General features: G+C 69.1%; 24 protein-coding genes and 1 tRNA gene. 17 read left to right on the forward strand and 8 right to left on the reverse strand.

Annotation, left to right across the window (positions count from 1 at the left end):
* Positions 1-31 precede the first annotated feature (31 nt).
* Positions 32-925, forward strand: coding sequence for a hypothetical protein (locus tag ASG71_RS15175; RefSeq protein ID WP_056740841.1), 894 nt, complete (start codon positions 32-34; stop codon positions 923-925).
* Between the two features lie 79 nt (positions 926-1,004).
* Here the strand turns inward: ASG71_RS15175 and ASG71_RS15180 are convergent, their stop codons facing one another.
* Genes ASG71_RS15180 through ASG71_RS15195 form a run of 4 tightly spaced genes read right to left on the reverse strand, consistent with a single transcriptional unit; the run spans position 1,005 to position 5,276 of the window.
* A complete protein-coding gene (locus ASG71_RS15180; RefSeq protein WP_056740843.1) occupies positions 1,005-2,144 on the reverse strand; it encodes a bifunctional 2-methylcitrate synthase/citrate synthase in 1,140 nt (379 codons plus the stop codon).
* 60 nt (positions 2,145-2,204) lie between these two features.
* On the reverse strand, positions 2,205-3,107 hold the full coding sequence (prpB, locus tag ASG71_RS15185) for a methylisocitrate lyase (protein WP_056740846.1): 903 nt from the start codon (positions 3,105-3,107) through the stop codon (positions 2,205-2,207).
* A complete protein-coding gene (locus ASG71_RS15190) occupies positions 3,107-4,627 on the reverse strand; it encodes an MmgE/PrpD family protein (protein ID WP_056740848.1) in 1,521 nt (506 codons plus the stop codon). Before ASG71_RS15190 ends, prpB begins: the two co-directional genes overlap by 1 nt.
* The gene (locus tag ASG71_RS15195) at positions 4,620-5,276 is read right to left on the reverse strand and encodes a GntR family transcriptional regulator (protein ID WP_056740850.1); all 657 of its coding nucleotides are present in this window, start codon (positions 5,274-5,276) and stop codon (positions 4,620-4,622) included. The genes ASG71_RS15190 and ASG71_RS15195 overlap by 8 nt, the downstream gene beginning before the upstream one ends.
* A 174-nt stretch (positions 5,277-5,450) precedes the next feature.
* On the opposite strand from ASG71_RS15195, the gene ASG71_RS15200 reads away from it, so the two are divergent.
* Positions 5,451-7,346 carry a propionyl-CoA synthetase gene (locus tag ASG71_RS15200; RefSeq protein ID WP_056740852.1) on the forward strand — a complete coding sequence of 632 codons (1,896 nt, stop codon included), beginning with the start codon at positions 5,451-5,453 and terminating at the stop codon, positions 7,344-7,346.
* Between the two features lie 104 nt (positions 7,347-7,450).
* Here ASG71_RS15200 and ASG71_RS15205 read toward each other — a convergent pair whose 3' ends face one another.
* Both ASG71_RS15205 and ASG71_RS15210 read right to left on the reverse strand, forming a co-directional pair.
* Entirely contained in the window at positions 7,451-8,170 is a 720-nt protein-coding gene (locus ASG71_RS15205) for a response regulator (protein WP_056740854.1), read from the reverse strand.
* The gene (locus tag ASG71_RS15210) at positions 8,167-9,855 is read right to left on the reverse strand and encodes a sensor histidine kinase (RefSeq protein ID WP_056740856.1); all 1,689 of its coding nucleotides are present in this window, start codon (positions 9,853-9,855) and stop codon (positions 8,167-8,169) included. Before ASG71_RS15210 ends, ASG71_RS15205 begins: the two co-directional genes overlap by 4 nt.
* A gap of 134 nt (positions 9,856-9,989) precedes the next feature.
* On the opposite strand from ASG71_RS15210, the gene ASG71_RS15215 reads away from it, so the two are divergent.
* From ASG71_RS15215 to ASG71_RS15260, 10 genes are all read left to right on the forward strand, one after another.
* Positions 9,990-11,351, forward strand: a complete 1,362-nt coding sequence (locus ASG71_RS15215; RefSeq protein WP_056740858.1) for a cation:dicarboxylate symporter family transporter — start codon at positions 9,990-9,992, stop codon at positions 11,349-11,351.
* Between the two features lie 340 nt (positions 11,352-11,691).
* Positions 11,692-12,591: a ParA family protein gene (locus ASG71_RS15220; protein WP_056740860.1), complete on the forward strand. Its 900-nt coding sequence runs from the start codon at positions 11,692-11,694 to the stop codon at positions 12,589-12,591.
* 8 nt (positions 12,592-12,599) lie between these two features.
* Complete coding sequence (locus ASG71_RS15225) at positions 12,600-13,448, forward strand: segregation and condensation protein A (RefSeq protein WP_056740864.1); 849 nt, start codon at positions 12,600-12,602, stop codon at positions 13,446-13,448.
* Complete coding sequence (gene scpB / locus ASG71_RS15230) at positions 13,445-14,083, forward strand: SMC-Scp complex subunit ScpB (protein WP_056740866.1); 639 nt, start codon at positions 13,445-13,447, stop codon at positions 14,081-14,083. The genes ASG71_RS15225 and scpB overlap by 4 nt, the downstream gene beginning before the upstream one ends.
* 49 nt (positions 14,084-14,132) lie before the next feature.
* Positions 14,133-15,317: a pseudouridine synthase gene (locus tag ASG71_RS15235; protein WP_056740869.1), complete on the forward strand. Its 1,185-nt coding sequence runs from the start codon at positions 14,133-14,135 to the stop codon at positions 15,315-15,317.
* Between the two features lie 3 nt (positions 15,318-15,320).
* Positions 15,321-16,430 carry a prephenate dehydrogenase gene (locus ASG71_RS15240; protein ID WP_056740871.1) on the forward strand — a complete coding sequence of 370 codons (1,110 nt, stop codon included), beginning with the start codon at positions 15,321-15,323 and terminating at the stop codon, positions 16,428-16,430.
* Complete coding sequence (cmk, locus tag ASG71_RS15245) at positions 16,430-17,167, forward strand: (d)CMP kinase (RefSeq protein ID WP_056740873.1); 738 nt, start codon at positions 16,430-16,432, stop codon at positions 17,165-17,167. The genes ASG71_RS15240 and cmk overlap by 1 nt, the downstream gene beginning before the upstream one ends.
* 49 nt (positions 17,168-17,216) lie before the next feature.
* Positions 17,217-17,915: a lysophospholipid acyltransferase family protein gene (locus ASG71_RS15250; protein WP_056740986.1), complete on the forward strand. Its 699-nt coding sequence runs from the start codon at positions 17,217-17,219 to the stop codon at positions 17,913-17,915.
* Positions 17,912-19,462 (forward strand): ribosome biogenesis GTPase Der, encoded by a 1,551-nt coding sequence (gene der / locus ASG71_RS15255; RefSeq protein WP_056740876.1) that lies wholly within the window; start codon positions 17,912-17,914, stop codon positions 19,460-19,462. The genes ASG71_RS15250 and der overlap by 4 nt, the downstream gene beginning before the upstream one ends.
* A gap of 161 nt (positions 19,463-19,623) precedes the next feature.
* Positions 19,624-19,700, forward strand: a tRNA-Pro gene (locus ASG71_RS15260).
* A gap of 75 nt (positions 19,701-19,775) precedes the next feature.
* On the opposite strand, the gene ASG71_RS15265 is transcribed toward ASG71_RS15260, so the two are convergent.
* Positions 19,776-20,645: an Fpg/Nei family DNA glycosylase gene (locus ASG71_RS15265; RefSeq protein WP_056740878.1), complete on the reverse strand. Its 870-nt coding sequence runs from the start codon at positions 20,643-20,645 to the stop codon at positions 19,776-19,778.
* Between the two features lie 153 nt (positions 20,646-20,798).
* On the opposite strand from ASG71_RS15265, the gene gcvH reads away from it, so the two are divergent.
* The 5 genes from gcvH (at position 20,799) to ASG71_RS15290 (ending at position 23,992) form a co-directional block, all read left to right on the forward strand.
* Complete coding sequence (gcvH, locus tag ASG71_RS15270) at positions 20,799-21,185, forward strand: glycine cleavage system protein GcvH (RefSeq protein WP_056740880.1); 387 nt, start codon at positions 20,799-20,801, stop codon at positions 21,183-21,185.
* Between the two features lie 207 nt (positions 21,186-21,392).
* Positions 21,393-21,866: an FHA domain-containing protein gene (locus ASG71_RS15275; protein WP_056740882.1), complete on the forward strand. Its 474-nt coding sequence runs from the start codon at positions 21,393-21,395 to the stop codon at positions 21,864-21,866.
* Positions 21,867-21,889: 23 nt separating this feature from the next.
* Positions 21,890-22,606: a MerR family transcriptional regulator gene (locus tag ASG71_RS15280; protein ID WP_056740884.1), complete on the forward strand. Its 717-nt coding sequence runs from the start codon at positions 21,890-21,892 to the stop codon at positions 22,604-22,606.
* Positions 22,606-23,109 carry a bifunctional nuclease family protein gene (locus tag ASG71_RS15285; protein WP_056740885.1) on the forward strand — a complete coding sequence of 168 codons (504 nt, stop codon included), beginning with the start codon at positions 22,606-22,608 and terminating at the stop codon, positions 23,107-23,109. Before ASG71_RS15280 ends, ASG71_RS15285 begins: the two co-directional genes overlap by 1 nt.
* A gap of 286 nt (positions 23,110-23,395) precedes the next feature.
* On the forward strand, positions 23,396-23,992 hold the full coding sequence (locus tag ASG71_RS15290; RefSeq protein ID WP_056740887.1) for a MerR family transcriptional regulator: 597 nt from the start codon (positions 23,396-23,398) through the stop codon (positions 23,990-23,992).
* Positions 23,993-24,100: 108 nt separating this feature from the next.
* Here ASG71_RS15290 and ASG71_RS15295 read toward each other — a convergent pair whose 3' ends face one another.
* Positions 24,101-24,943 (reverse strand): ParA family protein, encoded by an 843-nt coding sequence (locus ASG71_RS15295; protein WP_056740889.1) that lies wholly within the window; start codon positions 24,941-24,943, stop codon positions 24,101-24,103.
* Between the last annotated feature and the right edge of the window lie 26 nt (positions 24,944-24,969).

Here is a 24,969-nt window from a genome sequence, read left to right on the forward strand (position 1 = left end):
GAGCGGCACACGATCAACTTGGGGTAACAGCATGGACGCGCAGAACAACAACCTTCCCGGCAGCGAGGACTACGACGAGGTTCCCGCAGAGGATTCTGCCGCGCGCAGGCGCTGGCCCCTCGCCGCCGCCGTCGTCGTCCTTGCGCTGGGGGTCGTCGCCGGCGGTGTCGCCGTCGCCAGCACCATGCGTCCCGCCGACCCGGCCCCGGCTGCAGCCTCCACGGCTCCCGTCGCTACAGAATCCGCCTCCGCTACGACGACGCCCTCGCCGTCCGAAGCGGCCTCGGAAACGGTGTCGCCGTCCGCGACCCCGTCCACTTCGACCGCCGCCTCCGCCGCGCCGGCCGCCGGGGCGTGGCAGACCTTCACCAGCACCAATGCGAAAGTCAGCTTCGACTACCCGCCCGAGTGGCGCGCTACCCAGCGGCCGCCGGCAAGCGCAGGCTTCGAGGGGATTTATGTCGACGTGGCCGACGAATCCGGCCTGGTGATCGCGTCTCTGACCTTCGGGCCGTCCGGCGGCATCGGCGGCGCATGCGAGGGTCCCGTACCCTACACCGTGCTCGACTCAGCAGAGGTGGACCTTCCGCACCAGCCCGCCAAGGGCTCCGTCACGCCGCGGTTCGCCTTCCGTGCGCTCCAGGAACCAAACCAGGTGACGGCGTCGTTCGGCTTGACGGACACCCTGGCCACGACCAACAACATGACCTGCATGTTCTACAACGTCGTCACCGGCCCCGAGGAATCGCCGCTGTTCTCCTTCGCCGACGCCTTCCAGGTCACCGTGGGGAGCACGGAGGCTGCCCCGAACCACAAGGGTGTCAAGACGTTCCCCTCGATGGACGCGGCCCGCGCCTATATGCAGACCCCGGAGTACCTGAACGCCAAGCGCATGATCTCCTCGCTGAAGATCAACGAGGGCTGAGGCAGGCCGTAACAAAAAGCGCGGGCCGGCCACCTTGAAAAAAGGTGGCCGGCCCGCGCTTTTTACTGCCCCGGAAGGCTTACGGCACGTGGCGCTCTTCCACGCCGTTGTATTCGCTCAGCGGGCGGATCAGCGAGTTCGCGTCCAGCTGCTCCATGATGTGCGCGGTCCAGCCGGTGATCCGGCTGGCCACGAACAGGGGAGTGAAGGTCGGAGTGTCGAAGCCCATCAGGTGGTAGGTGGGTCCGGCCGGGTAGTCGAGGTTGGGCTTGATGGCCTTCGCCTCGTCCATGGCCGTCTCCAGGCCGTTGTAGAGCCCCAGCAGTTCTGGGCGGCCGTAGTGCGCGATCATTTTGTCCAGCGCGGCCTTCATGGTCGGGACCCGCGAGTCGCCGTGCTTGTACACGCGGTGGCCGAAGCCCATGACCTTCTTTTTCTTCGCCAGGGCATCTTCCATCCAGGCCTTCGCCCGGACCGCCGCCTCCTCGAGGGACTCCTCCTGCCGGATGCCGATCTCGTCGAAGGTGTGCATGACGGCCTCGTTGGCGCCGCCGTGCAGCGGTCCCTTCAGGGCGCCAATAGCGCCGGTCACGGCCGAGTGCAGGTCCGAGAGCGTCGAGGTGATCACCCGGGCGGTAAAAGTGGAGGCGTTGAAGGAGTGCTCGGCGTACAGGATCATCGAGACGTTGAAGGCCTCCACGACTTCCGGCACCTGCTCTTCGCCGAAGGCCATCCAGAGGAAGTTCGCGGAGTAGCCCAGGTCATCGCGGGGCTCCACGGCGTCCTGCCCGTGCCGGCGGCGCTGGTCGTAGGCGACCACGGCAGGCATCGCGGCAAAGAGGTCCACGGCCTTGGCCATGTTCGCCTCGCGCGAGGAGTCCTCGGCCAGCGGGTGCCGGGCCCCCATCACCGAGGCCGCAGTCCGGCAGACGTCCATCGGGTGCGAGGTGAGCGGCAGCGCATCGATGACCTGCTTGACCACCGGATCCAGTGCGCGGCCGGCGCGCTCGGCGGCGGTGAACTCCGCCAGCTGTTCCTCGGTGGGCAGTTCGCCGTTCCACAGCAGGTAGGCCACTTCCTCGAAGCTGCACTTGGCGGCCAGCTCCTGGACGGGGTACCCGCGGTAGAGCAGCGAGTTGGTCTCCGGGTTGACCTTGGACACCGCGGTGTAATCCACCACGACGCCGGCAAGGCCCTTCTTGATCTCGTTTTCAGCCATGCTGAACTCCTTTGTTCCTAAAGCCTGTGGACCGGCCAAAGCCGGCAGTCCGGGGGTGGCTCAGATGCCGGGGATCTGGAAATTGAAGACCCCGGTGTCAAAGCGGTTATAGGCCTCGTAGTCGACGAGGTCGTAAAGCCGCGCACGGGTCAGCATGCTGGGGACCTGTGCCTCCTGGGTGCCGTCGGATTTGATCGATTCCAGAGTACGCTCCGCGGCGCCCATGGCACTACGGAGCAGCGTCACCGGGTAAATGACCATGTTGACGCCGACGCCGGCCAGCTCGTCCACGGTGAACAGCGCGCTCTTGCCGAACTCGGTCATGTTCGCCAGGATCGGCACGTCGACGGCGTCCCGGATCGCCTGGAACTCGGCGAGGTCCTTCATGGCTTCCGGGAAGATCGCGTCCGCACCGGCTTCCACCAGGGCCTTGGCGCGCTGCTGCGCCGCCTCCAGCCCGTCCGTGGCCCGGATGTCGGTCCGGGCCATGATCAGGAAGTTGGGATCCCGGCGCGCATCCGCCGCGGCGCGGATCCGCTTCGTGGCCGTCTCCAGGTCCACCACGTTCTTGCCGTCGAGGTGCCCGCACCGCTTCGGATTGAACTGGTCCTCGATGTGGCAGCCGGCGAGGCCTGCGTTCTCGAGTTCCTGGATCGTGCGGGCCACGTTCATCGGCTCGCCGAAGCCGGTGTCGGCGTCCACGATCGAGGGCAGGTCCGTCATCCGGGCAATCTGTCCGGCCCGGGTGGCCACCTCGGTGAGCGTGGTCAGCCCGATGTCCGGCAGGCCGAGGTCGTTGGCGAGGACGGCGCCGGAGATGTACACGCCGGCGAAGCCCTTCTCCTCGATCAGCCGGGCCGAGAGCGGGTTGAATGCGCCCGGGAACTGCGCGATGGTCCCGGAGGACAACAGCTCGCGGAAGCGGATCCGCTTCTGCTCCGGCGTGGTCTTCGAATACAGCATCAGAAGAGTCCCTTCGGTGCGGCGTTGAGGTCGATCACGCCGTCGGCGGCCTTGATGTTGAGCTGGTCGAGCTCGCCGGCGGCGAGCTCGGGCAGCCGGGCGGCGGCATCGAGGAAGCGCTCGATCTCTTCCTCGGCCACCAGGCCGGCGGCGAGGGTGCGGAACTTGTTGACGTACTGCTCGCGGGCGAACGGACGGGCGCCCAGGGGGTGCGCGTCGGCCACGGCGATCTGGTCGGTGATGACGGTGCCGTCCTTGAGCGTGATCTCCACGGAGCCGCCGAAGGCCTTTTCCGCGATGTCCAGGGAGTGGTACCGGCGGGTCCACTCCGGGTCCTCGACCGTGGTGACCTTGTGCCACAGTTCCACGGTGTCCGGCCGGGCGGCGCGCTCGGGCGCGTAGGAATCGACGTGGTGCCAGGCGCCGTCCTGCAGCGCGACGGTGAAGATGTACGGGATGGAGTGGTCCAGGGTTTCCCGGCTCGCGGTGGGGCTGTACTTCTGCGGGTCGTTTGCGCCGGAACCGATCACGTAGTGCGTGTGGTGGCTGGTCTTGATCAGCACGGATTCGACGTTGGCCGGGTCGGTGACCTCGGGGTGTTCGCCGTTCAGCTTGCGGGCCAGGTCGATCCACGCCTGCGCCTGGTACTCGGCGGAGTGCTCCTTGGTGTACGTGTCCAGGATGGCGCGCTTGGCTTCGCCGTCCTCCGGCAGCGGCACGGTGTACTCGGCATTGGGGCCGTCCAGCATCCAGGCGATGACGCCGTCTTCGCCTTCGTAGATCGGCACCGGGGAGGTCTGGCCGCGCATGGCGCGGTCGGCGGATTCGACGGCCATCTTGCCGGCGAAGGCGGGGGCGTGGGCCTTCCAGGTGGAGATTTCGCCCTTGCGGGACTGGCGGGTGGCGGTGGTGGTGTGCAGTGCCTGGCCCACGGACTGGAAGATGGTCTCGACGTCGAGGCCCAGCAGGGTGCCGATGCCGGCGGCGGCGGACGGGCCCAGGTGGGCGACGTGGTCGATCTTGTGTTTGTGCAGGCAGATGGCCTTGACCAGGTTGACCTGGATCTCGTAGCCGGTGGCGATGCCGCGGATCAGGTCCTTGCCGCTGGAGCCGACGTGCTGGGCGACCGCGAGGATCGGCGGGATGTTATCGCCCGGGTGGGAGTAGTCCGCGGCCAGGAACGTGTCGTGGTAGTCCAGTTCGCGGACCGCGACGCCGTTGGCCCAGGCCGCCCACTCGGGTGCGACCCGTTCCTCGATGCCGAAGACCTTGGAGCCCTTGCCGCCGGTGCTGGGGCCGTGGGTGAGAGCCTGGGCGCGGGCGGCGACGATCGGCGCGCGGTTCAGCGAGGCGATGGCGACCGAGGCGTTGTCGATGACCCGGTTGATCACCATGTCGGTGACCTCGGCAGAGACCTCGACGGGGTCTGCGGCGACCTTGGCGATCTTGTAGGCGAGCTGGTCCTCACGGGCCAGGTTTTCCTCGCTCTTGTAGACGCGGACGTGGTGTTCCTTAACCATGGTGCTCCTTCTGGTGCGGTACGTGGGTGGCTTTGACGTGGGAAAGACTGCGGTGCAGGTGCACGGTGGTGGCGGCCTCGGCGAGCCGCGGCTTGCCGGCGGCGATCGCTTCGGCGATGGCGGCGTGTTCGGCGGCCGCTGCGGTGAGGCGTTCGGCGTCGTCCGCGGCGAGCCTGCGCACCCGGACCAGGTGCACCCGCAGGCTGCGCATGGCCTGGGCCAGGTAGGCGTTTGATATCGCGGCGTCGATGGCGGCGTCCAGCCGGCCCACCAGGTCGTAGTAGGCCTGCAGCGCCGGTTCGGCGCCGCCGATCAGCTCGGGCGCGTGCAGCAGCTCGCGCCGCAGCTGCTCGAAGGTCGCGGCGTCGCCGCGCTCGGCCGCCAGCGCGGCGGCCCTGCCCTCCAGGGTTTCGCGCAGTTCGAAGAGCTCATCGATGTCCTCGAGTGAAATGTCGGTCACGACGACGCCGCGGCCGCCCGCCGCCGTCAGGCCTTCGGCCGACAGCCGGCCCAGCGCCTCGCGCAGCGGGGTCCGGGAGATGCCGAGGCGCTCGGACTGTTCGACCTCGGTCAGGACGGTGCCGGGGGCCAGGCGCCATTCGATGATGTCGTCGCGCAGGGCCGCGTAGGCCTTGTCACTGGCGCGCATGCCGGTCTCCTTCCTTGGTCGACTTCCTTCAGTGTATACACAAATCCCCGCAAGTCGAGGTGTGGGCGACATTTGCTGGATGAAAACCCTAAGTCTGTATACATAGCTCTTGTGGTGGGGTCCTCCCCGGCGCTACCATGAGCTGCATCACAACGCCGTGGACGGGATGGTTTGATGCTCACCAACAGCTACCGGGACAGCTACCAGCGAAGCGTGGAGCAGCCTGAGGACTTCTGGCGTGAGGCCGCCGCGAAGATCGCCTGGAGCACGCCGCCGGGCCGTGCCCTCGACGCCAGCCGCGCCCCGCTGTATGGGTGGTTTCCCGACGGGGTCCTCAACACCTGCTACAACGCCCTGGACCGGCACGTCGCGGAAGGCCGCGGCGACCAGACCGCTCTGATCTACGACTCCGCCATGCTCGGGACCAAACAGCGCTACAGCTACGCCGAACTCACCGACCTCGTGGCCCGCTTTGCCGGCGTGCTCCGCAGCCACGGCGTGGGCAAGGGGGACCGGGTGGTGATCTACATGCCCATGATCCCCGAGGCAGCGATCGCCATGCTGGCCACGGCCCGGCTTGGGGCCATCCACTCGGTCGTCTTCGGCGGCTTCGCTCCCAAGGAACTCGCCGCCCGGATCCGGGACGCCGCCCCCGCCGCGGTGGTGACGGCCTCCGGCGGCATCGAGCCCAGCCGCCGGATCGAATACCTTCCCGCGGTCGCCGAGGCCCTCGACCTGGCCGGCGCACCGCACATCCCGGTGCTGGTCAAGGCGCGCGAAGGATTTACCGCCTCCGCCGCGGACCACGACGGCTGGCTCGACTGGGACACGGAGCTGGCCTCGACCGAGCCGGTCGCACCGGTGGACGTCAACGCCACCGACCCCCTCTACATCCTCTACACCTCGGGCACCACCGGGACGCCCAAGGGCGTGGTGCGGGACAACGGCGGCCACGCCGTCGCCCTGCGCTGGACGCTGGACAACATCTACGACGTCCGTCCCGGCGACGTGATGTGGACCGCCTCGGACGTCGGCTGGGTGGTGGGGCACTCCTACATCGTCTACGGGCCGCTGCTGGCCGGCGCCACCACCGTGCTCTATGAGGGCAAACCGGTCGGAACCCCCGACGCCGGCGCGTTCTGGCGCGTCATCGAAGAGCACAAGGTCAACGTGCTGTTCACCGCCCCGACGGCGCTGCGGGCCATCCGCAAAGCCGACCCCGAGGCGAAACTGCTCGAGAAATACGACATCTCCAGCCTGCGCACCCTCTTCGCGGCCGGGGAGCGGCTCGACACCGACACCTTCCACTGGGCCTCGCGGATCCTCGGCGTCCCGGTGGTCGACCACTGGTGGCAGACCGAGACCGGCTGGGCCATTTGCGCCAACCCGCGCGGCCTGGAGCAGCTGCCGATCAAGGCCGGCTCGCCGAGCGTGCCGATGCCCGGGTTCAAGCTCCGGATCCTCGACGGCGCAGGCGACGAGGTCGAGGCCGGCACCGAAGGCAACATCGTCCTGGACCTGCCGCTGCCCCCCGGCACCCTGGCCACGCTGTGGCGCAACGACGACCGGTACATCTCCTCCTACCTGCAGGCCTTCGAGGGCTGCTACGCCACCGGCGACTCCGGCTACCGGGACGAGGACGGCTACCTCTTCGTCATGGGCCGCACCGACGACATCATCAACGTCGCCGGCCACCGGCTCTCCACCGGCGCCATGGAACAGGTGATCGGCCAGCACCCGGCGGTCGCCGAATGCGCGGTGATCGGCCTCGCGGACCCGCTCAAGGGCCAACGCCCCAGCGGCTACGTCGTCCTGAAATCCGGCGTCGACGTCCCGGAGGACGTCCTGGTCAAGGACCTGGTCGCCCTGGTCCGGCGCGACATCGGCGCCGTGGCGGACTTCAAACACGTCACCGTCGTGGAGGCGCTGCCCAAGACCCGCTCCGGGAAGATCCTGCGCAAGACCATGCGGCAGATCGCCGACGGCGACGACTATGTGGTGCCCTCGACGATCGAGGACGCCGGGGTCATCGACCAGCTGGTGGGCGTCCTCCGCCCGGGACCGTCCTGACCTGCCCGGGACCGTCCTGACCCGCGCGGGACCGTCCTGACCCGCGCCGAAGTGCCACCTCGACCGGGCCGCGCCGCGGGGGAGTGGCCGGGCCATGTGTACAGCTAGGAACCGGGCCGGCTCCAGCGGTACTCGTTCTCCGGCCGGCCCGGAGCGCCGTAGCGGGCGGTCCGGGTGACGGTGCCGGCGTCGGCCAGGTACTCAAGGTAGCGGCGGGCCGTCACGCGGGACATGCCGAGCGCCTCCATCACCTCGCTGGCCGAGACCGCCCCGGACTGCTGCCGCATGAACTCCTGCACGGAGTCGAGGGTGGAACCGGACAGGCCCTTGGGCAGCGGCAGCTCCGAGGGCGCCCGCAGGCTGGCGAACGCCTGGTCGACGTCGCTCTGGGACGCCCCGGCCCCGGTCCCGCCCGGGCCGGTGGAGGCCAGCTGTTCCCGGAACTGGCGGTAGCTGCCGAGCTTGTCCGCGAATGTGGCATAGGTAAAGGGCTTGATCAGGTACTGCACGACGCCGGTCGCGACGGCGCTGCGGACGATGGCCAGCTCCCGCACCGCCGTGATCGCGATGATGTCGGCAAACAGCCCCGAGGCCCGCATCCGGCGGGCAATGTCCAGGCCGTGCAGGTCCGGCAGGTTCATATCCAGCAGGACCAGTTCCACCGGCTGCCCCGCGGCGGAGAGCTCGCTCATCAGGCGCAGGGCGGACTGCCCGTCCGGCGCGGACCCGGCCACGGTGAAACCGTCCAGCCGGCCGACATAGGCGGCGTGCGCCGCCGCGGCGATCGGTTCGTCCTCCACGACGAGTACGCGGATGTCGCTCATTGCTTTTCCTCTGCTGTCCCGGCCGCCGGCAATGTGACACGGAACAGCGCCCCGGCCGGGCTGGTGATGCTCATGCTACCGCCCAGGCGCCGAACGGCCTGGCGGACCAGGGCCAGGCCCAGCCCGCGGCCGAACGGCCCCGGCGCCTTGGTGCTGAAGCCGTGCCGGAACACGTCCTCGACCGCATCCGGGTCGATGCCCGGCCCGCTGTCCTCCACGGTGATTTCCAGGCCGCCGTCGCGGGCGGCCACGGACAGCTCCACCAGCCGCGGGGGAGGGGCGTCCGCGGCGGCGTCGATCGCGTTGTCCAGCAGGTTGCCGAGGATGGCCACGAGGTCCTGGACGGCCGGCCCGGTGACCGCCGTCGCGCCCTCCGTGGTGAGGAGGAGTTCGACGCCGCGTTCGTGTGCTTCCGCGGCCTTGCCCATGATCAGGGCGGCGAGTACCGGCTCGTCGATGGAGCCGACCAGGTCATCGGTCAGCCGCTGGCTCAGTTCCAGGTCCCGGGTGGCGAAGTCCAGGGCCTCGCCGCCGCGGCCCAGTTCCAGCAGTGACACAATCGTGTGCAGCCGGTTGGCGTGTTCATGGGTCTGGGCGCGGAGGGCATCCGAAAGGGTTCGCATCGTTTCCAGCTCGCTGCCGAGCGACTCGATTTCGGTGCGGTCCCGGATCGTGGCGACGGTCCCGAACACCTGGTTGCCGGACACCGGCCGCTGGCGCGCCGCGGAACGCGGACCCACCGCCGGTCCCTGGTTCACGACCAGCACCCGGTCGCCGGTCAGGTGGATCTCGTCGCTGGCGCTCCGGCCGGATTCGAAAAGCTCCTTGAGGCTCGGCGCCAGCGGCAGCTCCGCCAGCGAGGGCGCCTCCGGCGCGCGGCCCGGGGCACGGCCCTCGGCGCGGCCTGGGGCGCGGCCTGAGGCGCCGCCGTCGATGGCCCGCGGCGGGATGCCCAGCAGCGCGGCCGCCTGGTCGTTGTACATCACCACCTTGCCCCGGGGGTCGACGAGGATCACGCCCTCGCGCACCGAGTGGAGCACCGACTCGTAGTAGGCGAACAGCTGCGCCAGCTGCTCCGGGCCCCAGCCGCGCGTGACGTTCCGCAGGTACCGGCCCAGCAACCAGGAAGCCACCGAGCCGCCCGCCAGCAGCGCGGCGGCAATGGCGACCAGGGCGGGAAGCCGGCCGGAGAACGCCACATCCACCGTCCCCACGGTCACGCCCGCCGCCACGAGGGCCTTGACCTTGCCGTCCGCGTCCTTGACCGGGGCGATCGTGCGCACCGACGGCCCCAGGGTCCCGGCCATGATCTCGGTGAAGACCTCCCCGCGCAGCGCAGCGTCGATGGAGCCGATGTACGGCTTGCCCAGCTCCTCGTCGCGCGGATGCGTCCACCGAATCCGGTCCGGCGCCATGATGGTGATGAAATCGGCGCGGGCGTCCCGCATCACCTTGAGGGCATAGGGCTGCAGCGCCGCCGAAGGATCCGCGGCGCTCGCCGCCTGCAGCACCAGCGGGTTGTCCGCGACGGCGGTGGCCACACCGGCCATCCGGCGGCCCGCCTCCTCGTACGCGTGGTCCCGGGCATCCACGAACGTCGCCGTGCCGACCAGCGCCGTCAGCGACAGCATGAACAGCAGGTGGGCCACGAACAGGCGGCGGGCAATGCTCCAGTGGTGGATCAACTGCACCCTCCATGACCAATATGAACGCAACGGTGATGCGCGTCACTGAATCCCCAATGATGGAGGAACACGCAGAACGGACGTGATGCGCGCCCCAGTCCGCATCACCGTCCAGCCTATCCAAGGAGAACACCATGGCCTCTCAACGAGGAGAGTCGGCGGCCCAGGCCGCGGCGCCGCTTACGAAGCAGCGCAAGGGGCTGGACAAGTCCCATTACCTTTACATCGCCGTCATCGTCGCCGTCGTCCTCGGCGCCCTGATCGGGCTGATCTTCCCCGAGTTCGGCAAGTCGCTCAAGCCGCTCGGTGATGGCTTCATCAAGCTCATCAAGATGATGATCGCCCCGGTCATCTTCTGCACCATCGTCCTCGGCATCGGCTCCATCGCCAAGGCCGCCACCGTCGGCAAGGTCGGCGGCCTGGCCCTGGGTTACTTCATCGTCATGTCGACCTTCGCGCTGGCCATCGGCCTGGTCGTCGGCAACCTGATCCACCCGGGCGAGGGCCTCAAGCTCGCCCCGTACGACCCAAACAAGAAGGCCGCCACGGACAGCACCGTCGACTTCCTGCTCGGCATCATCCCCGGCGACATCCCCGTCCTGCCGACCCTGCTCGCCGCCATCCTGGTCGGTTTCGCGCTGCAGAAGATGGGCCCGCAGGGCACCCCGATCCTGAGCGCCATCGGCCACGGCCAGGCGCTGGTCTTCCGCATCCTGATCATGGTCATGTGGCTCGCCCCGGTGGGTGCGTTCGGTGCGATCGCCGCCGTCGTCGGTGCCACCGGCGTCCAGGCCATCATCAGCATGGCCACCCTCATGGTTGCCTTCTACATCACCTGCGCCGTGTTCATCGTGGTCATCCTCGGCGGCCTGCTGCAGATCGTCTCGGGCGTGAACATCTTCCGGCTGATGAAGTACCTGGGCCGCGAATACCTGCTGATCTTCTCCACCTCCTCCTCCGAGGCGGCGCTGCCCCGCCTGATCGCCAAGATGGAGCACCTCGGCGTGTCCAAGCCGGTCGTCGGCGTCACCGTCCCCACCGGCTACTCCTTCAACCTCGACGGCACGGCCATCTACCTGACCATGGCCTCGCTGTTCGTCGCCAACGCGATGGGCACCCCGCTGGACCTCGGCGCGCAGATCTCGCTGCTGATCTTCATGATCATCGCCTCCAAGGGTGCCGCTGGCGTCACCGGCGCCGGCCTCGCCACGCTGGCCGCCGGCCTGCAGGCACACCGTCCGGAGCTGCTCGGCGGCGTCGGCATGATCGTCGGCATCGACCGCTTCATGTCCGAGGCCCGCGCCCTGACCAACTTCACCGGCAATGCGGTGGCCACGGTCCTGATCGGCACCTGGGTCAAGGAGATCGACGGCGGACAAGTCGAGCGCGTCCTCTCCGGCGCCGAACCGTTCGACGAGCAGACCATGATCGCCGGCCACGGCGCCCATGCGGCGGCCGCGGAACCGGCTCCCCAGCCCGTCACCGCCAACGCCTGAGCATCCGGCCGCCCCGGCCAGACCGCGATGAAACCGCCCGGACGCACACCCCGCGTCCGGGCGGTTTTGCGTCCCGCCGCCAGCCCCCGGACAGCAACCTTCGACCTCAACCAGAGGGTCAAGGCGCGCGGACCGGCAGTTGTCAAGGTCCGCCGAATCCCGTGTCGGGGGCTGTAACCTTGGGAGGAATAACGATCCGCCGGGCGGCCGCCAGCAGGCAAGGCAGCCAGCAAGGCAGCCGGCACGATACGCCAGTCAGCACGACCAGCCGTTCAACAAGATAAGACGGCCGGCAGGATCGGGCACGAACATCACCGTCATCGAAAGTGTGGATAGATACGTGAGCAGCGAACAGGGTTCAGCCACTCTGGAAGGCACCGGACTCGACCTGGACGACGCCATCATGGGCCCCACCGGACGCCCCCAACGCGACTTCCCGGAGCCCGCGCCGCTGTCATCCCACGGCCCGGCCCGCGTCATCGCCATGGTCAACCAGAAGGGCGGCGTGGGCAAAACGACGTCCACGATCAACCTGGCCGCGGCCCTGGCCGAATACGGCCGCCGCGTCCTGCTGGTTGACTTCGACCCGCAGGGCGCCCTCTCCGCCGGGCTCGGCACCAACCCGCACGAGCTGGACCTGACCGTCTACAACGTGCTGATGGACCGCAAGGTCGACATCCGCGACGCCATCCAGCAGACCGGCGTCGAGAACGTGGACCTGCTGCCGGCCAACATCGACCTTTCAGCGGCCGAAGTGCAGCTGGTCAATGAGGTGGCCCGCGAGCAGGTCCTGGACCGCGCCCTGAAGAAGGTCGAGGACGACTACGACGTGGTCCTGATCGACTGCCAGCCCTCCCTGGGCCTGCTCACCGTCAACGCCCTGACCGCGGCGCACGGGGTCATCATCCCGCTGATCTGCGAATTCTTTGCGCTGCGCGCGGTGGCCCTGCTGGTGGAGACGATCGACAAGGTCCAGGACCGGCTCAACCCCCGCCTGCAGGTCGACGGCGTGCTCGCCACCATGTACGACGCCCGCACCCTGCACGGCCGCGAGGTCATCGCCCGGTTGGTGGAGGCGTTCGGCGACAAGGTCTTCGAAACGGTCATCAAGCGCTCCATCAAGTTCGCCGACGCCACCGTCGCCGCCGAGCCGATCACCAGCTACGCCGGCAACCACGCCGGTGCCGACGCCTACCGCCGCCTGGCCAAAGAGCTCATCTCGCGCGGCGGCGCGCCCTAGGCAGGACCGTGGCGGCGACGCTCACCCCGGCGGCGGAGCTGTCGCCGGCCGGGAAGAAACCGGGCTTCGAAGTCCGCCTGGCCAACTTCACCGGGCCTTTCGACCTGCTCCTGGGCCTGATTTCAAAGCACCAGCTGGACATCACCGAGGTGGCGCTGGCGACGGTCACCGACGAGTTCATCAAGTACATCAAGGGACTCCAGCAGCTGGGGGAGGACTGGGCGCTGGATGAAGCCAGCGAGTTCCTCGTCATCGCGGCCACCCTGCTGGACCTCAAGGCCGCCCGCCTGCTGCCCGCCGGCGAGGTCGAAGACGACGAGGACATCGCCCTGCTCGAGGCCCGGGACCTATTGTTCGCCCGGCTGCTGCAGTACAAGGCCTTCAAGCAGGTGGCCGGGCTTCTGGGCTCCACCCTGGAACTGGAGGCCCGGCGCTACCCCCGGCAGGTCGCCCTCGAGGAGCACTTCGCCGCGTTGCTGCCCGAGCTGGTCTGGAAGCACACACCGGAGCAGTTCGCCGCCCTCGCCGAAACTGCGCTCAAACCCAGGGAAGCGGCGCCGGCCGAGGTGGGCCTGGCGCACCTGCACGGGTCCCCGGTCAGCGTCAAGGAGCAGGCCGAAATCATCGGACTCAGGCTGAGGCTGGGCAAGGCCCTGACCTTCCGCGCCCTGATCGCCGACGCCGAATCCACGCTCGTCGTCGTCGCCCGCTTCCTGGCGCTGCTGGAGATGTACCGGGACAAGGCGGTCGGCTTCGACCAGCTGCAGCCTCTCGGCGAACTGTCCGTGCACTGGACTGCCGACAGCGCCGACTGGACCACCGCCAACCTGAGCGAAGAATACGAGGAACAGCCGTGACCGACACCGCACCCGACACGGCCGATACGGCCGGCCCGGACCTCGACGCCCTGCCGGGCGGCCCCCGCGCCGCCCTCGAAGCCGTGCTCATGGTCATCGACGAACCGGCGACGGCCACGGAACTGGCCGCCGGCCTGAACCTGACCGTCGACGCCGTCGAGGACCTGCTCGACGAACTGCAGCGGGAGTATAACGGCTATACTGGTAATGCCCCGGATGCGGAAACCGCCCCCCGGGGTTTTGAATTGCGGAACATCGCCGGCGGCTGGCGGATCTACTCCCGCGCCGAATTCGCCGACATTGTCGGGAAATTCGTGCTGGAGGGCCAGACGGCCAGGCTGACGCAGGCGGCGCTCGAAACGCTCGCCGTGATCGCCTACCGCCAACCCGTCTCCAGGGCGCGGGTCTCCGCGATTCGGGGGGTCAACGTCGACTCCGTGGTGCGGACGCTGACCCAGCGCGGACTGATCGAGGATTCGGGGCACGACCCTGAATCCGGGGCCATCCTGTACCGCACGACGTCGTATTTCCTCGAACGCATGGGAATCGGCTCGGTGGCTGAGTTGCCGCAGCTTTCGCCCCATCTTCCCGGGCTCGAAGGCATCGCAGAGTATTACGACGCGGGAAGAATGTAGGCAGTGCCCCCTGCCTGCGCACGAAAAGCCAACAAACGAAGGACGGGTCATGACACAGGCGGGACGCCAGGGTTCACCACGTAACGGTTCGGGACGCAACAGCACCGGACACCAATCAGCACGCACCCAGGGTGCGGGCGGCGCAGGCCGCGGCCAGCGCGACTTCCCCAAGGGCGGCGGCGACCGTCCGTTCAAGCGGCCCAAGCCGCGCGAAGAGGCATTCGTCGACCCGGACCTCGCTCCCGGCGGCGCCCCGCAGCCGGACCCGCGGAAGGGCGGCAAGCCGGCGGCGCGCAAGCCCGGTGCCCGGAAGCCCGGCGCCGGCAAGGTGCCCGGCACCCCCGGAGCCCCCAAGGCCAAGCCGCGCGTCGGCGCCGGAGCGGCGAAGGCCGCCGGTTCCCGCGCGTTCGGCAGCGAACGCTTCGGCCAGAACCTCGGCCCCGTCCGCAAGCCGGCCCGCAAGCGCGGCCCGCGCCAGGACGTGCCCCAGTCGGAGCTGCACGACGCCGACGGCGTCCGCCTGCAGAAGGTCATGGCCTCGGCCGGCGTTGCCTCACGGCGCGTCTGCGAGGAAATGATCGCCGAGGGCCGCGTCGAGGTCGACGGCCAGGTCGTCACCGAACTCGGTGTCCGCGTCGATCCCAAGACCGCCGTGATCCACGTCGACGGCCTGCGCATCCAGCTGGACGAGAACATGGTCTACCTGGTCTTCAACAAGCCCAAGGGCGTCGTGTCCACCATGGAAGACCCCGACGGCCGCCCGTGCATCAGCGACTTCATCCGCCACCAGCACGGCGAACGCCTCTTCCACGTCGGCCGGCTCGACGTCGCCACGGAGGGCCTGCTGCTGCTGACCAACGACGGCGAACTCGCCAACCGCTTGACGCACCCCTCCTACGAGGTGCCCAAGACGTACCTCGTCCAGGTCCGCGGGCCGTTCCCGCAGGGCGTGGGCGCGCAGCTGAAGGCAGGCATCGAGCTTGAGGACGGCATGGCCGCGGTTGACTCGTTCCGCCTCGTCGACTCCACCCCGGGCCACGTGCTGATCGAGGTCGTGCTGCACTCGGGAAAGAACCGGATCGTCCGGCGCCTCTTCGACGCCGTCGGCTTCCCGGTGCTGCGCCTGGTCCGCGTCAAGGTCGGCCCGATTGGCCTGGGTGACCAGCGCCAGGGCAGCATCCGCAACCTCGGCAAGCAGGAAGTCGGCCACCTGCTGGCATCCGTGGGGCTGTAAGGCATGTCCGCTTTTCGCACCCACGGCCGCGGCCACCTCAACGGTCCGGTCCTCGTCCTGGGGACCGGGCTGCTGGGCACCAGCATCGGGCTGGGGCTGCGGGGCCGCGGCGTGGCCGTGTTCCTCTCGGACCCGTCGCCGACCAACCAGGCCGTCGCGGTGGACATCGGCGCCGGCCTGCCGGCCGCGCGGATGGACGGAGACTCCCCGGAACTCGTCGTGGTCGCCGCACCGCCGGACGTGACCGCCGACGTCGTCGCCCGGGCCCTCACGGACTACCCACACGCCGTCGTCGTCGATATCGCCAGCGTCAAGGCCGGCATCCTGGCCGAGATGCGCGCCCGCGGCGCCGACCTGGGCCGTTACGTCGGCACCCACCCTATGGCGGGCCGGGAAAAGTCCGGGCCGGTCGCCGCCCGCGGCGAACTGTTCACCTCGATGCCCTGGGTGATCTGCCCGACGCCGGAAACCCGGCCCGAGGCCCTGCAGGCGGCGCGCGCGCTGGCCGGGGACCTGGGCGCCGTCGTTTCCGAGTTCGACGCCGAGGAACACGACGAAGCCGTGGCGCTGGTCTCGCACCTGCCCCAGGTGATGTCCTCTCTCGTGGCCAGCCGGCTGCAGGGAACCCCGCTGCACGCCCTCTCGCTGGCCGGAAACGGACTTCGCGACGTCACCAGGATCGCCGCAAGCGACCCCACGCTGTGGGTACAGATCCTCGGTGCCAACGCGGACAAGGTCGTGGACATCCTTCACGGCGTGCGCGAGGACCTGAACCGGCTGATCGGCACCCTCGAGAACCCGACCGCGCCGGGCGCCCGCCTGGACCTGGCCCAGCTGATCAGCGAGGGCAATGCCGGCCAGTCCCGGATCCCGGGCAAGCACGGCGGCCCGCCGCAGGCGTACTCCTGGCTGACCGTCCTGGTCGACGACACGCCGGGGCAGATCGCCCGGCTGCTGACCGAGATCGGCGAAATCGGCGTGAACCTCGAGGACCTCCGGCTGGACCACTCGTCCGGACAGAACGTCGGCATGGTGGAAATCTCCGTGCTGCCGAACAAGCACGAACTGCTCATCGAAGCCCTTAACGACCGTGGATGGCGGGTACTCCAGTAATGACCCAGGAACTTCTTGAAACAGTGGACGTTGTCCGCCCCGGCAAGAGCCTCGTCGTCGCCATCGACGGGCCTTCCGGCTCCGGCAAGTCCAGCGTCAGCAAGGAAGTGGCGCGCCGCCTGAAGCTGGCGTACCTCGACACCGGTGCGATGTACCGTGCCCTGACCTGGTCCTGCCTGCACAACGGCACGGACCTGGCCGACGCCGCGGCGGTCGAGGCCGCCGCGGAGAACCTCGAGCTGGAGATCAGCACCAGCCCGCGCGAGGACTACGTCCGCGTGGCCGGCACCGACGTCACCGAGGCGATCCGTGAACCGGCCATCTCCGCCGCGGTGAGCGCCGTCGCCACGACGCTCGGCGCGCGCACCGAGCTGATCCGCCGGCAGCGCGAACTGATCGAAAAGCACCACCGCCGCATGGTGGTCGAAGGCCGGGACATCACCACCGTCGTCGCGCCCTCGGCCGAGGTACGGATGCTGCTGACCGCCAGCGAGGAAGCCCGGCTGCGGCGGCGCGGCATCCAGCTCGGCGGCAGCCAGAACGCCGAGCAGCTCGCGGCGCAGGTCACGGCGCGGGACGCCAAGGACTCCACCGTGGTCAACTTCACCCAGGCCGCCGACGGGGTCGTGACCCTCGACTCCTCGGACCTGGACTTCGAGCAGACCGTGGACGCCGCCCTCGGGATCGTGCACAAGATCATCAGCCACACCGCCATCAACCCCGCCGCCCGTGACTAAGGCCGCAGCCGCGGCGCCGCGGCCCGGCCGCTGGTTCCTGGCCGGCACCATGGCCTGGAGCCGGCCGGTGGGCTGGATCCTGGACCATCTCGTGTACCGGACCACGGTCCGCGGCCGGTCCAACGTCCCGGCAGCGGGTCCGGTGATCTTTGCCGGCAACCACATCAGCTTCCTGGACGGCCCGGTCATGTTCGGCGCCGCGCCGCGGCCGATGCACATCCTGGTCAAACAGGAGATGTTCACCGGCGTCCTGGGCCGGGTCCTCACCGCCTCCGGCCAGCTCGCCGTCGACCGGTCCGGGGGCCGCGCCGCGCTGCAGCGGGCCAAGTCCATCCTGGACGCCGGCCACTGCGTCGGGATCCTTCCCGAAGGCACCCGGGGGAGCGGGGACGCGGCCTCGATCAACAACGGCGTCGCCTGGCTCGCGCTGAACTCGGGCGCCACCGTCATCCCGGTGGCCATCCTCGGCACCCGGACCGGCGGCGAACACCTCAACGCCGTTCCCCGGCCCGGCCGGCGGCTGCACGTCAGCTTCGGCGGGGCCCTGACCGTCAGCCGCAGGCCCGGGGAGACCGGGCGTGCTTCAATGGACAGGGTGGGAACCGAGATCCGTGCCGCACTCTCGCGGCACGTCCAGGACACCATCCGGAGCAGCGGGCAGCAGCTGCCCGACGCGGACGCCCCGAACCCACCCCAGACAGCAGTAGCCGGGACGCCGGCAGATCACCACCTAAGGAAAGTGCAATGAGCGATACGACTCAAACCCCCGGCAACTTCGGCGCCGGCGAAGACGAATACACGCCCACCGGCACGGACCAGGTGGCGGAGAACCTCGCCGCCCTGGACGACGAGGAAGCCGACCTCCGCGCGGCCTCGCTCCGGGCCGGGCTGGACGACTACGAGCTCGACGAGGAAGACGCGGCCCTGCTCAGCGGCCGCTTCGAGGACGAGGACTTCGACGGCCCGGTCAAGCTTGACCCGGTCCTGGCCATCATCGGCCGCCCGAACGTCGGCAAGTCCACCCTGGTCAACCGCATCCTGGGCCGCCGCGAGGCCGTGGTGGAGGACACCCCGGGCGTCACCCGTGACCGCGTCATGTACTCGGCGCACTGGAACGGCCGCAACTTCACCGTGGTCGACACCGGCGGCTGGGAGCACGACGCCCGCGGCATCCACGCCCGCGTCGCCGAGCAGGCCGAGATGGCCGTCGAACTCGCCGACGCCGTGCTGTTCGTGGTTGACTCCGCCGTCGGCGCCACCGCCACGGACGAGAGCGTCATGAAGATGCTCCGCAAGTCCAAGAAGCCGGTCATCATGGTCGCCAACAAGGTCGACGACTTCGCCCAGGAGGCCGACTCGGCCGCGCTCTGGGGCCTCGGCTTCGGCGAGCCCTACCCGGTGTCCGCGCTGCACGGCCGCGGTGTCGCCGACCTGCTGGACCACGTCATGGACGTCCTCCCCGAGTTCTCCACGATCGAGGGCCTCCAGCGCAGCGGCGGCCCCCGCCGGATCGCGCTGATCGGCCGGCCGAACGTCGGCAAGTCCTCGCTGCTGAACAAGCTCGCCGGCTCCGAGCGGGTCGTCGTGGACAACACCGCCGGGACCACCCGCGACCCGGTCGACGAGTTCATCGAACTCGGCGGCCGCACCTGGCGCTTCGTGGATACGGCCGGCATCCGGCGCCGCCAGCACATGGCCCAGGGCGCCGACTTCTACGCCTCGCTGCGCACCCAGAGCGCGCTCGAGAAGGCGGAGGTCGCCGTCGTGCTCCTGGCCGTGGACGAGGTGCTCAGCGAACAGGACGTCCGCATCCTGCAGCTGGCGATCGAGTCCGGCCGCGCGCTGGTGCTCGCGTTCAACAAGTGGGACCTGCTCGACGACGAACGCCGCACCTACCTGGAGCGGGAGATCGAACGGGACCTCGCCCACGTAGCCTGGGCCCCCCGGGTGAACATCTCCGCCAAGACCGGCTGGCACAAGGACCGGCTCGTCCCGGCCCTGGACACCGCGCTGGAGAGCTGGGACAGGCGGATCCCCACCGGGCGCCTCAACGCCTTCCTCGGCGAGCTGGTTGCGGCCCACCCGCACCCGGTGCGCGGAGGCAAGCAGCCCCGCATCCTCTTCGGCACCCAGGCCTCCAGCCGCCCGCCGAAGTTCGTGCTCTTCACCACCGGCTTCCTGGACCCCGGCTACCGCCGCTTCATCACCCGCCGGCTGCGCGAGACCTTCGGTTTCGAGGGCACGCCGATCGAGGTCAGCATGCGGGTGCGTGAAAAGCGCAGCCGGAAGCGTTAATTCGGCCACACCGGAGGGAAAAGTGCCCGTGGCGGCGGCGTAATGTCACGGGCACCCTCCGGGATCGTGTAAGCTTTTCAAGGTGGTTCGGCCGGACTGCTCAGTGAATACCGCAGGGAGAAATTCCCGCGGAGGCACGGGGCGGAGAACGACGGAACCAGCGGGCTGTAGCGCAGCTTGGTAGCGCACTTGACTGGGGGTCAAGGGGTCGCAGGTTCAAATCCTGTCAGCCCGACCAACAGAAAAAACCCCGCCATCTCCGGCAACGGAGCTGGCGGGGTTTTCTGTTTTCCGCCGCCGGTTACGCCCGGACCTACTTCAGGAACCGCGAGGTCCGCCGGTCGGCGAGGATCTTGCCTTTCGTCTGGCAGCCCGGGCAATACTGCAGCGCACTGTCCGCGAAGGACACCTCCCGCACCGTGTCGCCGCAGACCGGGCAGGCCTCGCCGGCGCGGCCGTGCACCCGCAGGTGGCTGCGTTTGGCATCCTTCAGCGCGGCGGGCGGTTTTCCGTGCGCCTCCGCCACGGCGGTGCCGAGCACCTCGTGGATAGCCGCGTAGAGCCGTTCGACGGCGTCCCGGTCCAGCGAGCTGGCGATCGCGAAGGGGGAGAGCCGGGCCGCGTGCAGGATTTCGTCGCTGTAGGCGTTGCCGATGCCCGCGACCACGCTCTGGCTCCGCAACACACCCTTGACCTGCTGGGAACTGGCGGCCAGGATCGCGGCCAGCGCGTCGGCGTCGAAGCCCGGGGCGAAGGGATCCGGCCCGAGCGCGGCGATGCCGGGGACCTCCGCGGGATCGCGGACCAGGTACACCGCCAGGCTCTTCTTGGTCCCCGCCTCAGTGAGGTCCAGGTCCAGCGGGCCGGCGCCGCCGGTAAAGGACAGCCGGACCGCGATGTGCCCGCCGCCGCGTTTGAGCAGCGCACCCGTCGGCGCGTCGGTGACGCGCACCCAGCCCGCCCGGGCCAGGTGGAACACCAGGTGCAGGCCGCCGGCCTCGACGTCGACGAACTTGCCGTGCCGCCGGACCCCCGTGACGGTCAGGCCCTCCAGGGCGGAAATCGGCGGGTCCGCCGTCTTGAGCACGGCGAAGGAGACGACCTGGATTTTCGCCACCGTGGTTCCGTTCAGCCGGGCGTTCAGGAAGTCCGCCAGGGCCGCCACTTCCGGGAGTTCAGGCACGGGGGTTCCCCTCCGGGCCGGGTGCAGCTGCTGCCATGGGCCCATCATGCCAGAGTCCTCCCGGGGCCCGGACGGATGTGCCTATACTTTCTGCGGCGGCCCGTTGCACCGGCCGCCGTCGACCTTGGTGATTGACCCGACGAAAGGCCCGCCATGAGCAACATTCCCGAAGAGCTGTCCTACACCGCCGAGCACGAGTGGGTTTCCGCCCCGGATGCCGACGGCGTCGTGCGCGTGGGGATCACCGATTTCGCCCAGGATGCCCTCGGTGACGTCGTCTACGCCCAGATGCCCGAAGTCGGCACCACCATCACCGCCAACGACGTCGTGGGCGAGGTCGAGTCCACCAAGAGCGTCAGCGATATCTATGCTCCCGTCACCGGTGAAGTGGTCGCCCGGAACGAGGCGCTGGACACCGATTCGGCACTGATTAACTCCGATCCGTACGGCGAAGGCTGGCTGATCGAAATCAAGCTCGCCGAGGCTGACGCCGTGGAGTCCCTGCTCAGTGCATCGGAGTACGAACAGCAGGTAGGCTAAGGGGAAGGCCGCCGGGCCGTGTCGCTGGACACAGCAGTATTCAGATACAGCAGTATTCAGATACAGCAGTATTCAGATACAGCAGTTATCTGGACACAGTTATTCAGCACAGTGGCCGGCCGGGGCTGATTACCGGGACTGCCAGGCTTTTCCGGACGGCATGCGTTGTTTGCAGGGCGGACACCTGCAACGAATGAGGAGGACTCAATGGTTGGGCACGGACAGAACGACACCGGTGAATACGGCACGGGTGGAGTGAAAGCCTCGGAGACCACCTCCATCCATCTCACGCCCATCCGCGACGAGCCCACCCTCACCCCGAAAGTCTCCGCCGAGGAACGCTCCGCGATCGAGGCGCTGCCGGCCGGGTCCGCCCTGCTGGTTGCGCACAGCGGCCCCAACGCCGGCGCCCGCTTCCTGCTGGACTCGGACATCACGACGGCGGGCCGCCACCCGGACGCGGACATCTTCCTCGACGACGTGACCGTCTCCCGCCGCCACGTCGAGTTCCGCCGCACCCCGCGCAGCTTCGAGGTCGTCGACACCGGGAGCCTCAACGGCACCTACGTCAACCACGACCGCGTCGACAGCGTGGAGCTGAAGTCGGGCAACGAAGTGCAGATCGGCAAATTCCGGCTCACCTTCTACCTCAGCCCTGCCCGCACCGCAGGCCACGCCTGATATCGGGGTAACTGGCTGTGGCCATGGCACAAGCCGAACGGCGCGGACCCCAGGTTTTGAACATCGGGGAGGTCCTGGCTCAGCTGAGCGACGACTTCCCCGGCATGACCGCGTCGAAAATCCGGTTCCTTGAGGAAAAGGGGCTGATCAACCCGCAACGCACCCCGGCCGGGTACCGGCAGTACTCCGAGGGCGACGTCGAACGGCTCCGCTTCGTGCTCGCCCTCCAGCGCGACCAGTACCTGCCGCTGAAAGTGATCAAGGACTACCTTGACGCGATCGACCGCGGCGAACGGCCGGAGAACCTGCCGCCGGGGGTCACCGTCTCGCCCCGGGCCGTGTCCGACCAGCTCGCCGCCGAACTGAACAGCCGCGGCCGGCTGCTCAGCGAGGAACAGCTCCGCACCGAATCCGGCGCCAGCGTGCCGCTGCTCGAATCGCTGCTGAGCTTCGGCCTGATCGACCACGTCAACGGCGCCTTCGACGAACACGCCCTGCAGGTGGCGCGCGCCTGCGTCCAGCTTGAAGGGCACGGCCTGGAGCCGCGGCACCTGCGGCCCTTCCAGGCCGCCGCCGACCGTGAATTCGGGCTGGTGGAACGCGCGGTGGCCACACTTACCTCGCGCAAGGACGCGGCCTCGCACGCGCGGGCGGCGGAAACGGCGCGGGAAATCAGCGAGCTCTGCCTGTCGCTGCACCGCGCTCTGGTCCAGGACCGCATCTCGAGGATGGACAGCTGATGATTGAGGTGGAAATCGTAGGCGTACGGATCGAGCTGCCGTCGAACCAGCCGCTCGTCCTGCTCAAGGAAATGCACGGCGAACGCCACGTCCCGATCTGGATCGGCACCCCGGAGGCCAGCGCGATCGCCCTGGCCCAACAGGGTGTCGTGCCGCCCCGGCCCATGACGCACGACCTCCTGGTGGACGTCGTCGAGGCGCTGGGCCACGCGATCGTCAGCGTGAACATCGTCGCGGTCGAGGACAACGTCTTCTACGGGCAGCTGCAGTTCGACGACGGAACCACCGTCAGCTCCCGCGCCTCGGACGCTCTGGCCCTGGCTCTCCGGGCCCAGTGCCGGATCTGGTGCGCGGACGCGGTGATGGACGAGGCCGGAGTCCGGATCACCGAGCACGACGACGGCGAGGAAACCAAGGCCGGACCCGCCGTCGACGAGGAGGGCGAACTGCGCCGCTTCCGCGAGTTCCTCGACGACGTCGAACCCGAGGATTTCGCCGGCTGAACCGGTCCCCGGAACCCCCGGTGGAGGACCCCAACGTTAAAGTTGTGGTCGAAAGTTTCGACACGCCCCGGCAATAGCCCCAACGTCTTTGACCTTGGGCCCCGCCGGGCCTAACGTCGGAGATACAAGTTCCCATTGCATACAACACCCGCGCAAGTCACACTGGAACGTGCAGCCGGATCCGATCCGGCACGAAGCTCTTCGTGCCGCGTCGCCCCGGCGCCGGACACGGGCAGCGCGGAGTTGCGGCAAGTTCCCGCGGGAGCTCATGACAAGGAGGATCCACGTGAGTCCGAAAGGCGAAGCCGGCGAGCTTAAGCAGGCCTCGGCAGCAGGTGTTGCCGTACCCGCAAGCGGTGCCCAGGGCCTGCTCTTCACCGAGGATCTTCCTGTCCTGGACGAAGGCGCCGGCTACCGCGGCCCGACCGCGTGCAAAGCGGCCGGCATTACCTACCGCCAGTTGGATTACTGGGCCCGCACCGGCCTTGTCGAGCCCGCCGTGCGCGGCGCCGCCGGCTCCGGTTCCCAGCGGCTCTACGGTTTCCGCGACATCCTGGTCCTCAAAGTCGTCAAGCGGCTCCTGGACACCGGCGTCTCGCTGCAGCAGATCCGCACCGCGGTCGAGCACCTGCGCGAGCGGGGCGTCGAGGACCTGGCCCAGATCACCCTCATGAGCGACGGCGCCAGCGTCTACGAATGCACGTCCGCGGACGAGGTCATCGACCTGGTCCAGGGCGGGCAGGGCGTCTTCGGTATCGCCGTCGGCCGGGTCTGGCGCGAAGTGGAGGGCAGCCTCGCCGCGCTGCCCAGCGAACACGCCGCGGACCAGTCGTTCCCTGACGACGAGCTCAGCAAGCGCCGGGCGGCCCGCAAGACCGGCTGACCGGCACGGACACCCTCCACGCACAATACTTAACGCAGAACGCGGGGCCACGATCGTGGCCCCGCGTTCTTTGCTGTGCGGGAAGGGTGGCGGGCCGGCCGTGGCCGGCTAGCGCTGGCTGCGGCTCCGGACCGACCCGGCGGCGGTCAGTGCGCCGCCCGTGCGCATCAGGTTGGCCAGCAGCAGGTCAAACAGCCCGGCGGCGTTCTTGGCCGATTCTCCGGGCCAGTGATGGACTGAATGCGCCGCGCCCTGGATCTGCTGCCAGTTGGCCTGTTCCGGGATATGCGGGGTCAGCAGCAGTTCGCCGAACATCGACTCCATCTCGGCCAGCCGGAAGCTGTGTTCGGAGGAACCGGAGCGCACCCGGTTCGCCACGATGCCGGCGGGGGACAGGCCCGGAGCGAACTCCTGCCGGAACAGCTGGATGGCCCGCAGCGTCCGCTCGGTGCCCGCGACCGAGAAGAGCCCCGGCTCGGCGACCAGGGCGACCTTGTCGCTGGCCGACCACGCCATCCGGGTCAGGCCGTTCAGCGAGGGCGGGCAGTCCACGAGGACCAGTTCATAGCTCCCGGCGCCGGCCAGGACGGTGGAGAGCCGGCGCAGGTCGCGGCGGCCCAGGTCCGGGCGGTCGTAGATGCCGGTGAAGGCGGAACCGACGGCGACATCGAGCACGGAGGGCGCGCGGCCGGCAGTGTCAGTGCCGCGCTCGACCCAGCCGCTGGGCACGACGTTCTCGGCCAGGCGGGCCCGGCGGGGAGCCTTGAGCATCCGGCCGATGTCCTGCTGGCCGTCCGGCCGGACGCCGAGGGCGGTGCTGGCATCAGCGTGCGGATCGAGGTCGACGACGAGCGTGGGAATCCCGGCTGCGAGTGCGGCGGAAGCCAGTCCGGTGGTCACTGACGTCTTGCCGACGCCGCCTTTGAGGCTGCTGATACTCACTACTTGCACTTGAAAACCAATACCTAACGCCGGTT

It is taken from the genome of Arthrobacter sp. Soil763, from assembly GCF_001428365.1.
Taxonomy (GTDB): Bacteria; Actinomycetota; Actinomycetes; order Actinomycetales; family Micrococcaceae; genus Arthrobacter.

What these genes read in the sequence shown, in the direction of transcription:
- prpB (WP_056740846.1), bottom strand. Translation starts at nt 3,107, where the DNA reads ATGCTGTATTCGAAGACCACGCCGGAGCAGAAGCGGATCCGCTTCCGC.
- ASG71_RS15250 (WP_056740986.1), top strand. Translation starts at nt 17,217, where the DNA reads ATGGCCTGGAGCCGGCCGGTGGGCTGGATCCTGGACCATCTCGTGTAC.
- gcvH (WP_056740880.1), top strand. Translation starts at nt 20,799, where the DNA reads ATGAGCAACATTCCCGAAGAGCTGTCCTACACCGCCGAGCACGAGTGG.
- ASG71_RS15195 (WP_056740850.1), bottom strand. Translation starts at nt 5,276, where the DNA reads ATGCGCGCCAGTGACAAGGCCTACGCGGCCCTGCGCGACGACATCATC.
- ASG71_RS15285 (WP_056740885.1), top strand. Translation starts at nt 22,606, where the DNA reads ATGATTGAGGTGGAAATCGTAGGCGTACGGATCGAGCTGCCGTCGAAC.
- ASG71_RS15205 (WP_056740854.1), bottom strand. Translation starts at nt 8,170, where the DNA reads ATGAGCGACATCCGCGTACTCGTCGTGGAGGACGAACCGATCGCCGCG.
- ASG71_RS15215 (WP_056740858.1), top strand. Translation starts at nt 9,990, where the DNA reads ATGGCCTCTCAACGAGGAGAGTCGGCGGCCCAGGCCGCGGCGCCGCTT.
- ASG71_RS15180 (WP_056740843.1), bottom strand. Translation starts at nt 2,144, where the DNA reads ATGGCTGAAAACGAGATCAAGAAGGGCCTTGCCGGCGTCGTGGTGGAT.
- ASG71_RS15175 (WP_056740841.1), top strand. Translation starts at nt 32, where the DNA reads ATGGACGCGCAGAACAACAACCTTCCCGGCAGCGAGGACTACGACGAG.
- der (WP_056740876.1), top strand. Translation starts at nt 17,912, where the DNA reads ATGAGCGATACGACTCAAACCCCCGGCAACTTCGGCGCCGGCGAAGAC.
- ASG71_RS15190 (WP_056740848.1), bottom strand. Translation starts at nt 4,627, where the DNA reads ATGGTTAAGGAACACCACGTCCGCGTCTACAAGAGCGAGGAAAACCTG.
- ASG71_RS15280 (WP_056740884.1), top strand. Translation starts at nt 21,890, where the DNA reads ATGGCACAAGCCGAACGGCGCGGACCCCAGGTTTTGAACATCGGGGAG.
- ASG71_RS15200 (WP_056740852.1), top strand. Translation starts at nt 5,451, where the DNA reads ATGCTCACCAACAGCTACCGGGACAGCTACCAGCGAAGCGTGGAGCAG.
- ASG71_RS15235 (WP_056740869.1), top strand. Translation starts at nt 14,133, where the DNA reads ATGACACAGGCGGGACGCCAGGGTTCACCACGTAACGGTTCGGGACGC.
- ASG71_RS15240 (WP_056740871.1), top strand. Translation starts at nt 15,321, where the DNA reads ATGTCCGCTTTTCGCACCCACGGCCGCGGCCACCTCAACGGTCCGGTC.
- cmk (WP_056740873.1), top strand. Translation starts at nt 16,430, where the DNA reads ATGACCCAGGAACTTCTTGAAACAGTGGACGTTGTCCGCCCCGGCAAG.
- ASG71_RS15275 (WP_056740882.1), top strand. Translation starts at nt 21,393, where the DNA reads ATGGTTGGGCACGGACAGAACGACACCGGTGAATACGGCACGGGTGGA.